Genomic DNA, 10,705 nt, shown 5'->3' on the forward strand with positions numbered 1-10,705 from the left:
AGTCGGTGGGGCGTCCGGCTCCGGTGGCGAGGTAGGGGTTCTGCAGGTAGCCGCCGAGGTCGGTCTCGTTGCAGGCGATGCGTCCGGCGCAGATGTTGCCGAGGGCGAGGCCGGCGATGGCGGTGGGCAGGCAGATGGAGCTGTCGACGTAGGCCTGTCGCGCAGCCATGATCTGGGCTTGGGAAGGTCCGCTGGCGGATGCCCCGGCCGCGGCGGCGGCCTGGTGGCGGATCTCCTGCGAGCGGTCGACCGTCGCAAGGAAGTGCTGCTGTCGCGCCTCGACGGTGGACTCATCCTCGTCCGAGCTCGCGGCGTGGCCCGGGCGGGGTCCGAAGGCCCCGATCATGATCACTAGGACCAGTGTGCTCGCAAGGGTGCTCAGTACTGCTCGGTGAGAAGCCATGCCACGCTCCACTCCTCGTTCTCGCGGGCAAGACCCAGCGCAAGCGATCCGAATGGCGAGGACGCGGAACCGCTGATGTCGATGTCTCCTGTGACCACGACGTCGGCTGCGACCGGGTCAGCCGGCGCCGGTGCTCGCGTGGTGAGACCACTGGTCGACCACGCACCATCAGCCGACGAGAGCGGCCGGCCGTCCATCGACGAGTACAGCGACTCGCAGACCTCGCACTGGGCACGAGTGACTCGTCTTATCTGGCTGACATCGCCAGAGAACGCCGCGTAGTTCACCAGCTCCACCCAGTGCTCCACGAACGCCAGGGCGGCCGCGTCGTCATCACCCCGCGCCGCCTCCGGCAACACCGGCACCACCGGCGCCGACGAGCTCTCCCCACCACCCGGCCCCGGCGAAACCGACGACGAAGAAGACGACGGCGAGGACGACGGCCCCTCCGCCTCGCCCCCCGCGTCCGAGCACGCCACGAGCAGCGACGTACCGACAACGAGTCCGACCAACGTGCCCCCACGGCGCTGCATGCGGTCCTCCACCGAGCCCGGGCCGACACGCCCGATCGCGTCGGCAACCGCGCACAATCTAGGACAGCCGCGACCTACCCGACCACCCCCGCGGGAGGGACCTGTGGATGACGGGGCGGCCTCGCCTAGGCTCGCAGCGTGGTGCTGACGAAGCAGGGGGTCCGGGTGCTGGGCCCGGCGGATCTCGACGAGTTCCTCGCGCTCGTCGAGCGCGACCCCGTCGTCAACGTCTTCGTCGACCACCGCGCCCGGACGACGCGTCTGCAGCCACGCTGGCTGGGCGGTGAGGTGTGGGGCCACTACGACGCCGGCGACCTGGTCGCGGCCTGCCACGTCGCCGCGAACCTCGTGCCGGTCAACGCCGACGCGGAGGCGGTGCGGGCGTTCGCGGCCCATGCGCCCCAGCGGATCCGCTCGGTGTCGACGATCGTGGGTCCGCAGCCGGCGGTCGACACCTTCTGGAGCAGCGTCTCGCCCCGGTGGGGCACCCCGCGGGAGATCCGCTTCGCCCAGCCGCACCTCGAGATCGGCGACACGCCGCTCGTCGCGCCCGACCCCGAGGTGCGCCGCACGACGACGGCTGACATGGACGCGCTCTACCCGGCGTGCGTGGCGATGTACACGGAGGAGGTCGGCGTCTCGCCCGAGCGTGGGGGAGGCGCGGAGCTCTACCGCGCGCGGGTGGCCCAGCTCGTCGCGCGGGGCTGGTCCTTCGCGCGCTTCGACCACCGGGGTCGCGTCGTCTTCAAGGCGGAGGTGGCGTGCACGTCGCCGTACGCCGCGCAGGTGCAGGGCGTCTGGGTGGCGCCCGAGCACCGGCGCGCGGGGCTGGCGACGGCGGGCATGGCGGCCGTCGTGGAGACGGTGCGCGCCGAGATCGCCCCGGTGGTCTCGCTCTACGTCAACGAGTGGAACACCGGGGCGCGGCTGGCCTACGAGCGCGTCGGCTTCGTCGAGACGGCGCGCTTCACGACCGTGATGTTCTGAGTCGGTCCCTCAGCGACGCGGGTCCACGAGGATCTTGACCGCCGTCTCGTTGCGGTGGATCAGCGTGTCGAAGCCGGCGTCGACCAGCTCGTCCAGCCCGATGACGCCCGTGATGAACGGCTTGAGGTCGACCTTGCCCTCGCGGGCGAGCGCGATCGTCGCCGGGTGGGAGTTCACGTAGGCGATCGTGCCCCGCAGGTCGAGCTCCTTGAGCACCAGCTTCTGCACGTCGAGCTCGCCGCGGTGCCCCCAGATCGAGACGACCACGATGACGCCGCGCGGCCTCGTCGCCTCGACGAGCGTGTCGAGGGCCGGCTGCACGCTGGTGGCCTCGAAGGAGATGTCGGCACCGACGCCGCCGGTGAGGGCGAGCACCTCGGCGACGACGTCCTGCGACGTCGGGTCGAGCACGTGCTGCGCGACGCCGGTCTCGAGCGCCTTCTGCCGGCGCAGCGGGCTGGGCTCGGAGATGATGACGGTTATGCCCTCGGCCCGCAGCACGGCCGCGGTGAGCAGCCCGATCGGCCCGGCGCCGGTGATGAGCGCGACGTCGCCCCGCTGGCCGCCCGAGCGCTGGAACGCGTGGTAGCCGACGGCGAGCGGCTCGATCAGCGCTGCCTCGTCGAGCGGCAGGTCGCCGACGGGGTGCACCCAGCGCCGCTGCACCACGATCTTCTCGGACAGACCGCCGCCGCGGCCGCCGAGGCCGATGAAGTTCATGTCGGGGGAGAGGTGGTACGAGTCGTTCGCCGCGCTGGTGTCGACGTCGTCGCGCACGATGTAGGGCTCGACGACCACGCTGTCGCCGATCTCGAGGTCGTCGACGCCCTCACCTAGCGCGTAGACGGTCCCCGACATCTCGTGCCCCAGCGTGAGGGGGGCTGCCTCGCCCGAGATCGGGTGGGGGTGGCCGTGGGGTGGCACGAAGATCGGGCCGTCGAGGTACTCGTGCAGGTCGGTGCCGCAGATGCCGCAGAACGCGACCGCGATGCCGACGGTGCCCGGCGCGACCACCGGCTCCGGCACCTCCTCGATGCGGATGTCGCCCCGGTCGTGGTAGCGCGCTGCCTTCATCTCGTTGCCCTTCGTCGCAGGTGGGTGCGGATCACCGATCCACGCTAGGTACGCCGCGGCGGGCGGCGACAGCGCTGCGCCACGTTGCACCGCCGGGTCGGGTCGCCCCGCACGCCGGTGACCGGCCGGTAACGTTGCCGACCATGACCTCGACCGACGTCCAGCCGCTCACCCCGACCGCGCGGGGACTCGCCGCCGCCTTCGCCGTCTCCGGTGTCGTCCACCTCGTGCGCCCCGAGACCTTCACCCCGCTCATGCCGAAGGCGCTGCCCGCGCACACCGAGCTGATCAAGGCCTCCGGGGTGGCCGAGCTGGCGTGCGCCGCCGGGCTGCTCCACCCGCGCACGCGCCAGGCGGCCGGCCTGGCCAGCGCCGCCCTCCTCGTCGGCGTGTTCCCGGGCAACGTCACGATGGCCTGGCGGGCCCGTCGGAGCCGGAACGCGGCGTACCGGTGGGGCACCGTCGCCCGCCTCCCGCTGCAGGTGCCGCTCGTGCGCGCCGCCCTGCGCGCCGGTCGCTGAGGCCGCGGGGCGCCTGTGGAAACCCGTGCGCGGCGCCGCCGCACCCGCCAGTAGCCTTCGTCCCATGATCCTGCGCATGTCCCAGCTGTTCGTCCGCACGCTCCGCGACGACCCCGCCGACGCGGAGGTGCCGAGCCACCGGCTGCTGGTCCGCGCGGGCTACATCCGTCGCGCCGCGCCGGGCATCTACACGTGGCTGCCGCTGGGCCTGCGCGTCTACCGCAAGGTCGAGCAGATCGTGCGCGACGAGATGGACGCGATCGGGGCGCAGGAGCTGCAGTTCCCCGCACTGCTCCCCAAGGAGCCCTACGAGGCGACGAACCGCTGGACGGAGTACGGCGACGGCATCTTCCGCCTGCAGGACCGCAAGGGCGCCGACTACCTCCTGGGCCCGACCCACGAGGAGATGTTCACCCTCACGGTGAAGGACCTGTACTCGTCGTACAAGGACCTGCCGGTCTGGCTCTACCAGATCCAGACGAAGTACCGCGACGAGGCGCGCCCCCGCGCCGGCCTCATGCGCGGCCGCGAGTTCGTCATGAAGGACTCCTACTCCTTCGACGTCGATGACGCCGGCCTGGAGCGGTCCTACGAGGCCCACCGCTCGGCGTACGTGCGCATCTTCGACCGGCTCGGGTTCGACTACGCGATCGTGAAGGCGACCTCCGGCGCGATGGGCGGCTCGCGGAGCGAGGAGTTCCTCGCGCGGCTCGACGTCGGCGAGGACACCTACGTGCGGAGCCCCGGGGGGTACGCCGCGAACGTCGAGGCCGTCACGACCCCGGCCCCCGACCCGCTCCCGTACGACGACGTGCCCGCCGCCCACGCCGAGGACACGCCCGCGACCCCGACCATCGCGACCCTGGTCGACCACCTCAACGCGGCGTTCCCGCGCGAGGACCGGCCCTGGACCGCCGCGGACACGCTGAAGAACGTGCTGCTCATGCTCACGCACCCCGACGGCACCCGCGAGCCGCTCGCGGTCGGACTGCCCGGTGACCGCGAGGTCGACCAGAAGCGGCTCGAGGGCCAGCTCGAGCCGATCGAGGTCGCGCCCATGACCGACGAGGAGCTGACCGCGTTCCCCGCCCTGGTCAAGGGCTACATCGGCCCCGCCCACGAGGGGCGCACCATCCTGGGCGAGGAGTCCGAGACGGGCATCCGCTACCTCGTCGACCCCCGCGTCGTCACGGGCACCCGCTGGGTGACCGGGGCGAACGTCGAGGGCCAGCACGTCATCGACCTCGTCGCCGGCCGTGACTTCACGCCCGACGGCACGATCGAGGCCGCCGAGGTGCGCGCCGGCGACCCCGCGCCCGACGGCTCCGGACCGCTCGAGCTCGCCCGCGGCATCGAGATGGGCCACGTGTTCCAGCTCGGCCGCAAGTACGCCGAGGCGCTCGGCCTCAAGGTGCTCGACGAGAACGGCAAGCTGGTCACGGTCACGATGGGCTCCTACGGCATCGGTGTCTCCCGCGCCGTCCCGGTCATCGCGGAGTACAACCACGACGAGGCCGGGCTCGTGTGGCCCCGCGAGGTCGCCCCGGCGGACGTGCACGTCGTCGCGGCCGGCAAGGGCGAGGAGCTCTTCGCCGCCGCGGAGCGGATCAGCACGGAGCTCTCGTCGGCCGGTCTCGACGTCGTCTACGACGACCGGGCCGGCAAGGTCAGCCCGGGCGTGAAGTTCAAGGACGCCGAGCTCATCGGCGTCCCGACGATCGTCGTCGTCGGCAAGGGCCTCGCCGACGGCGTGGTCGAGATCAAGGACCGGCGCAGCGGGGAGCGCGAGGAGGTCGCGGTCGACGCGGTGGTCGCGCGCACCCTGGCCGCCGTCCGCGGCTGACGCGGAGCCGGTCGATGGCCCACGCGGACCGCATCACCTGCCCCGTCCTGGCCACGCGCGTCACGACGGCCGAGGAGGCCGCGCGTCACGTCGAGCACGGCATGTCGGTCGGCATCAGCGGCTTCACCGGCGCCGGGCACCCGAAGGCGGTGCCCGGCGCGCTGGCCGACCGGATCGCGGTCGCCCACGCGCGGGGCGAGGAGTTCCGCATCGGGCTGTGGTCGGGCGCGTCGACGGCGCCGGAGGTCGACGGACGCCTCGCCGAGGTGCACGGCCTCGACAAGCGGTTGCCGTACAACGGCGACCCCACCCTGCGACGGCTCATCAACACGGGCGAGGTCGACTACGTCGACGCCCACCTGTCCCACACGGCGCAGCAGGCGTGGTTCGGGTTCTACGGCCCGCTCGACGTCGCGGTCGTCGAGGTCGCGGCCGTGCTGCCCAACGGGCTGCTGGTGCCCGGGAGCTCGGTCGGCAACAACAAGGCGTGGCTGGAGCGGGCCGAGAAGGTCGTGCTCGAGGTCAACCACTGGCAGCCGCGGGACCTCGAGGGGTTCCACGACGTCTACTACGGCACGGCGCTGCCGCCCCACCGCCTCCCGATCCAGATGACGCACCCCATGCAGCGCATCGGCGACCCCTACCTGCGGGTCGACCCGGCGAAGGTCGTCGCGGTCGTCGAGACGAACGCCCCCGACCGCAACTCCCCGCTGAGCCCGCCGGACGACGCCTCCCGCGACATGGCGGGCTTCCTGGTCGACTTCCTGCGCCACGAGGTCGCCGCCGGGCGGATGCCCCCGAGCCTGCTGCCCCTGCAGTCAGGGGTCGGCAACGTGGCCAACGCCGTGATGGAGGGTCTCCTCACGGCGGAGTTCGAGGGCATGACGGCGTTCACCGAGGTGATCCAGGACGGCCTGCTCGACCTGCTCGACGCGGGCAAGCTCGACGCGGTGTCGGCCACGTCCTTCGGGCTGTCCGAGGACGGCGCCCGGCGCTTCCTCGCCGACCCGGGCCACTACAAGGGCCGCATCCTGCTCCGCAGCCAGGAGATCTCGAACCACCCGGAGCTGGTGCGGCGGCTCGGGGTGGTCGCGATCAACGGCATGATCGAGGCGGACGTCTACGGCAACGTCAACTCCACCCACGTCATGGGCAGCGCGATCATGAACGGGATCGGCGGCAGCGGCGACTTCGCCCGCAACGCCTACCTCAACTTCTTCGTCTCGCCGTCCACGGCGAAGGGCGGCAGCATCTCCTCGATCGTCCCGATGGTCAGCCACGTCGACCACACGGAGCACGACGTCCACGTGCTCGTGACCGAGCGTGGCCTCGCCGACCTCCGTGGTCTCTCGCCCACGGACCGCGCGGACCGGATCATCGAGCACTGTGCCCATCCGGACTACGCGGACCGCCTGCGCGACTACGTCGACCGCGCGAAGGCCGCGCGACCCGAGGCCCGGCACACGCCGCACCTGCTGGAGGAGGCCCTGGGCTGGCACCTGGCCTTCCTCCGCGACGGCCGGATGTGAGACCCGGGGCACCTTCACATTCTCGCAATGCAGAAAGTTGCAGCCCATCTTCCGTTTACGGGAGGCGGCTGCGCGTTACACACTTCTGCAGACGGAACGAACTGACGAACGTTTCGCAGCAACGACGGACTCGGCTCCTTCGGGGGAGATCTCGGGACTTCCTCGGAGGAGCCGAGTCCGACGTCGCACTTCTCGGGGAATCTCGCGGATCGGGCCGCGAGTCATGAAGGGCCTCGGCCGGTTGGCCGAGGCCCTTCGTGCGTCGTGAGCAGGGACCGGCGGCGGGGCCTTGTCGACTCAGTCGCCCCCGGGCAGGTCCTCGGCGGCGCCGCCGAAGCCGAGGCCGCGCACGGCGGCGTCCCGCAGCGCGGCCACCGCCGTGCGGCGCCGCTCGCCGCTGGTGCTCGCGACCACGAACCCGTACGTCGCGGCTGCGGCCGTCTCCGCCGCTGCGGCCGCCGTCCGCACCTCCTCGGACGTCGTCAGGGGTGTGGGAGCGACGTACGAGGCCGCGGCCGCGACCGGCTCCTCCCCGTCGTCGATGACCAGGGCGGTGAGGGTGTCGCGGCGGGCGCGATGGGCGACGTACGCGCTCGTGAGGGCGGCGTGCAGCTCGGACTCGGTCGAGGCGGAGGTGCGCGCACCCAGGAGCGCGTACAGCCAGACGGCGGCGTGCTCGGCCTCGAGCGCGGTCTGGAGAGCGGCCGTCGTCACGCGGACGCCCGGGCGAGCAGGAGCAGCTGCTGGTCGACGCCCGCGGCCATCGCGGCGAGCGTGCGGGCCAGCGGACCGCTGTCGGCCGCGACCGCGAGGTCCGTCAGGGTCCCGGCCAGCGTCGTCTCGGTGGTGCGCACCGCCGCCAACGCGGCCGCGGGGTCGAGCACCGGGTCCGCGGGGGTCCCGGCCGGCCCGGTCGTGTCCGTCGTCGCGCTCGGGGTGCCGTCGGTCGGGTCGTCCGCGCCGCTCGCGTCGGCCAGGAGGTCGAGGTGGGCGTCGTGGACGGCGAGCAGGGGCGCCAACGCCGGCGCCAGGGTCGCGTGGGTCGTGCCGGCGGCCGCCGCCTGGGTGCGTGCCGTGCCGATCGCGGCGAGGGCCTCGTCGACCCGTGCGACGTCCGCGGACGTGCCGTCCCCCGTGGCCGTGACCACGCCGTCGGACGAGCCCGCGTCGTCGTCGCAGCCGGCCAGCAGCGGCGCGACGACCAGGGCGGCAGGCGCCACGACGACCGCGCGACGCGAGGCGAGCCGCGGGGCCGGCGCGAGGGCCGGGACCGGTGGGCGGGACGGGGCAGGGACCACGCGGGGAGGTTAGCGCTCGCTGCGTTTCGGGGGGCGCCCCGGCTGCCTTATGGTGGTCGACGGCGTCGCACCGGGTGCGCGCCGGGCAGCACGACAACAGCACAGGAGGCAGCAGGCGTGAGCAGCAAGCAGGACGCCGTCGTCGGCGCCGTGGAGTCGGCGATCGCCGGCCCTCTCGCGGAGCTGGGGATGGACCTGGAGGCGGTGGAGCTGACGCCCGCCGGCAAGCGCAGGGTGCTGCGGGTCGCGGTCGACAAGGACGGCGGGGTGGACCTCGACGAGGTCGCCGCCGCGACGAAGGCCGTCTCGGAGGTCCTGGACGAGGCGGACGTGCTGGGCGAGCAGCCCTACACCCTGGAGGTCACCTCCCGTGGCGTCGACCGCCCCCTGACCCACCCGCGCCACTGGCGTCGCAACAGCGACCGGCTCGTGCGCATCTCCCTGGTCGAGGGCGGCGAGGTCGTCGGTCGCATCGTCGGCAGCGACGACAGCGGCGCCCTCGTGGACCCGGAGACGAAGGGCGAGGACCCCGCCCGCGTGGAGTACGCCGACGTGGCGCGCGCCGTGGTGCAGATCGAGTTCAACCGGCGGCGTGCCGCCGAGGAGGAGAACGCCTGATGGACATCGACATGAGCCTCCTGCGCGTGCTCGAGCGCGAGAAGGAGATCCCCTTCGACGTGCTCGTCGAGGCGATCGAGCAGGCCCTGCTCACGGCGTACCAGAAGTCCCCGGGCGCGAGCTCCCGGGCGCGGGTGGACCTCGACCGCAAGTCGGGCCGGGCGCGCGTGCTCGCGACGGAGCTGGACGACGAGGGCAACCCCGTGGGCGAGTTCGACGACACGCCCGCCGGCTTCGGCCGCATCGCGGCCACCACGGCGAAGCAGATCATGCTGCAGCGCCTGCGCGACGCCGAGGACGAGATCAAGTTCGGCGAGTTCTCCGGTCGCGAGGGCGACATCGTCTCGGGTGTCATCCAGCAGGGCCGCAACCCGGACGACGTGATGGTCGACCTCGGTCGGTTGGAGGCCCTGCTGCCGTCGGGCGAGCGGGTGCCCGGGGAGAAGTACGTGCACGGCGAGCGCATCAAGTGCTTCGTCGTCTCCGTGCGCAAGGGCATGCGTGGCCCCCAGGTCACGTTGTCGCGGACGCACCCCCACCTCGTCACCAAGCTGTTCGCCCTCGAGGTGCCGGAGATCGCCGACGGCACCGTCGAGATCGCCGCGATCGCGCGTGAGGCCGGCCACCGCTCCAAGATCGCCGTGCGCACCACCGTGCCCGGCGTCAACGCGAAGGGTGCCTGCATCGGCCCGGTCGGCCAGCGCGTCCGCAACGTGATGTCGGAGCTCAACGGCGAGAAGATCGACATCGTCGACTGGGCCGACGACCCCGCCCGCCTGGTCGCGAACGCCCTCTCGCCCGCGCAGGTGACGAGCGTGACCGTCGTGGACGCTGCCGCACGAGCCGCTCGCGTGGTCGTCCCCGACTTCCAGCTGTCGCTCGCGATCGGCAAGGAGGGCCAGAACGCCCGCCTCGCGGCGCGGCTCACCGGCTGGCGCATCGATATCCGCTCGGACGAGGAGGTCCCGGAGGACGTCTCCGGCGCTGACGACTGATCCGCCGGCCCGGCGCGATCGTCCCGCTGCCCTCCGGGCGCGGTTTCGGCCCGGGCGAGGCGGAGGAGTAGAGTGTGACGAGTGGCTCGCGGTCGGCATGCTGACGCGGGGACGGACGATGTGCCCGACCCTCTCGGGGGAACCGGCCCGGTCCGGACCTGCATCGGGTGTCGTCGACGAGCCGCGAAGAGCGAGTTGTTGCGGGTGACCGTGCGGCTCGGTGCCGACGGCCGTGAGGTCGTGGCGCCGGACCCGTCGGCGACCGCACCCGGGCGGGGTGCCCACCTGCACCCCGTGCGCGAGTGCTACGACCTCGCGGTCCGGCGGAAGGCCTTCTCCCGTGCCCTGCGGCGCGGAGGGCTGCCCGTCGACGCCGTGGGGGAGCACCTCGACACGCTCACCACCACCCCCGTGCGGAGTGGTGGAAGCACGACCTGACCGACCGACGAGGTCGCCCGACGTGGGCGACCGCGACCAGAAGCTGGAGCAAGCAGCTCATGAGCACTCGATGAGTAACTCGCAATGAGTTTGCAACACCCACCAACGGTCTGAGACCCCCGGAACCGGGTCACAGGCCAGAAGGAGAAACGTGGCCAAGACCCGAGTTCACGAGCTCGCCAAGCAGTACGGCGTCGAGAGCAAGTTCGTTCTCGACAAGCTCAAGGAGATGGGGGAGTTCGTCAAGTCGGCTTCCTCGACGATCGAGCCGCCTGTCGAGATGCGGTTCAAGAAGCAGTTCGGCAACGAGCTGAAGACGGCCGGCGGCTCCGCCCCGGCCGCCCCCGCGCAGCCCACGGCCCGCCCGGCCGCGCCCGGACCCCGCCCCTCCGGCGGTGCCCCGGCGGCCCCCGGCCCGCGTCCGGCCACCCCGGGTCCGCGTCCGGCCCCGAAGCCGGCGACCCCG

General features: G+C 72.6%; 13 protein-coding genes. 8 read left to right on the plus strand and 5 right to left on the minus strand.

Annotated features, from left to right (window positions below):
* On the minus strand, nt 1-346 hold a 346-nt coding region (locus tag G3T38_RS20660), incomplete at its 3' end, for a hypothetical protein (protein ID WP_163774782.1).
* A 32-nt stretch (nt 347-378) separates the two neighbouring features.
* The gene (locus tag G3T38_RS20665) at nt 379-936 is read right to left on the minus strand and encodes a DUF6318 family protein (RefSeq protein ID WP_163774784.1); all 558 of its coding nucleotides are present in this window, start codon (nt 934-936) and stop codon (nt 379-381) included.
* A gap of 138 nt (nt 937-1,074) precedes the next feature.
* On the opposite strand from G3T38_RS20665, the gene G3T38_RS20670 reads away from it, so the two are divergent.
* Nucleotides 1,075-1,923 carry a GNAT family N-acetyltransferase gene (locus G3T38_RS20670; RefSeq protein WP_338037794.1) on the plus strand — a complete coding sequence of 283 codons (849 nt, stop codon included), beginning with the start codon at nt 1,075-1,077 and terminating at the stop codon, nt 1,921-1,923.
* A gap of 9 nt (nt 1,924-1,932) precedes the next feature.
* Here G3T38_RS20670 and G3T38_RS20675 read toward each other — a convergent pair whose 3' ends face one another.
* Nucleotides 1,933-2,997 carry a 2,3-butanediol dehydrogenase gene (locus G3T38_RS20675; protein ID WP_163774786.1) on the minus strand — a complete coding sequence of 355 codons (1,065 nt, stop codon included), beginning with the start codon at nt 2,995-2,997 and terminating at the stop codon, nt 1,933-1,935.
* Between the two features lie 143 nt (nt 2,998-3,140).
* Between G3T38_RS20675 and G3T38_RS20680 the strand changes: the two genes are divergently transcribed.
* From G3T38_RS20680 to G3T38_RS20690, 3 genes are all read left to right on the plus strand, one after another.
* Entirely contained in the window at nt 3,141-3,518 is a 378-nt protein-coding gene (locus G3T38_RS20680; protein WP_163774788.1) for a DoxX family protein, read from the plus strand.
* A 64-nt stretch (nt 3,519-3,582) separates the two neighbouring features.
* Nucleotides 3,583-5,361 carry a proline--tRNA ligase gene (locus G3T38_RS20685; RefSeq protein WP_163774790.1) on the plus strand — a complete coding sequence of 593 codons (1,779 nt, stop codon included), beginning with the start codon at nt 3,583-3,585 and terminating at the stop codon, nt 5,359-5,361.
* A 14-nt stretch (nt 5,362-5,375) separates the two neighbouring features.
* Entirely contained in the window at nt 5,376-6,890 is a 1,515-nt protein-coding gene (locus G3T38_RS20690) for an acetyl-CoA hydrolase/transferase family protein (protein ID WP_163774791.1), read from the plus strand.
* A gap of 297 nt (nt 6,891-7,187) precedes the next feature.
* Here the strand turns inward: G3T38_RS20690 and G3T38_RS22855 are convergent, their stop codons facing one another.
* Both G3T38_RS22855 and G3T38_RS22860 read right to left on the minus strand, forming a co-directional pair.
* A complete protein-coding gene (locus G3T38_RS22855) occupies nt 7,188-7,604 on the minus strand; it encodes a DUF4439 domain-containing protein (protein ID WP_163774792.1) in 417 nt (138 codons plus the stop codon).
* On the minus strand, nt 7,601-8,188 hold the full coding sequence (locus tag G3T38_RS22860) for a hypothetical protein (protein WP_163774794.1): 588 nt from the start codon (nt 8,186-8,188) through the stop codon (nt 7,601-7,603). The genes G3T38_RS22855 and G3T38_RS22860 overlap by 4 nt, the downstream gene beginning before the upstream one ends.
* A gap of 117 nt (nt 8,189-8,305) precedes the next feature.
* Here G3T38_RS22860 and rimP point away from each other — a divergent pair, with 117 nt between their 5' ends.
* The 4 genes from rimP to G3T38_RS21250 all read left to right on the plus strand — a co-directional run.
* On the plus strand, nt 8,306-8,806 hold the full coding sequence (gene rimP / locus G3T38_RS20705) for a ribosome maturation factor RimP (RefSeq protein ID WP_338037795.1): 501 nt from the start codon (nt 8,306-8,308) through the stop codon (nt 8,804-8,806).
* On the plus strand, nt 8,806-9,801 hold the full coding sequence (nusA, locus tag G3T38_RS20710) for a transcription termination factor NusA (protein WP_163774796.1): 996 nt from the start codon (nt 8,806-8,808) through the stop codon (nt 9,799-9,801). The genes rimP and nusA overlap by 1 nt, the downstream gene beginning before the upstream one ends.
* Before the next feature lie 120 nt (nt 9,802-9,921).
* Complete coding sequence (locus tag G3T38_RS20715) at nt 9,922-10,239, plus strand: DUF448 domain-containing protein (RefSeq protein ID WP_163774798.1); 318 nt, start codon at nt 9,922-9,924, stop codon at nt 10,237-10,239.
* A 151-nt stretch (nt 10,240-10,390) separates the two neighbouring features.
* Nucleotides 10,391-10,705 (plus strand): translation initiation factor IF-2 N-terminal domain-containing protein (locus G3T38_RS21250; RefSeq protein ID WP_338037796.1); only part of this gene is annotated, 315 nt, incomplete at its 3' end.

The organism is Nocardioides zeae, from assembly GCF_010686755.1.
GTDB lineage: Bacteria > Actinomycetota > Actinomycetes > Propionibacteriales > Nocardioidaceae > Nocardioides > Nocardioides zeae.

Excerpts from the sequence above, each read along its gene's own strand:
- G3T38_RS20690 (WP_163774791.1), top strand. The coding sequence starts at position 5,376 with ATGGCCCACGCGGACCGCATCACCTGCCCCGTCCTGGCCACGCGCGTC.
- G3T38_RS20675 (WP_163774786.1), bottom strand. The coding sequence starts at position 2,997 with ATGAAGGCAGCGCGCTACCACGACCGGGGCGACATCCGCATCGAGGAG.
- G3T38_RS20685 (WP_163774790.1), top strand. The coding sequence starts at position 3,583 with ATGATCCTGCGCATGTCCCAGCTGTTCGTCCGCACGCTCCGCGACGAC.
- G3T38_RS20680 (WP_163774788.1), top strand. The coding sequence starts at position 3,141 with ATGACCTCGACCGACGTCCAGCCGCTCACCCCGACCGCGCGGGGACTC.
- G3T38_RS20665 (WP_163774784.1), bottom strand. The coding sequence starts at position 936 with ATGCAGCGCCGTGGGGGCACGTTGGTCGGACTCGTTGTCGGTACGTCG.
- nusA (WP_163774796.1), top strand. The coding sequence starts at position 8,806 with ATGGACATCGACATGAGCCTCCTGCGCGTGCTCGAGCGCGAGAAGGAG.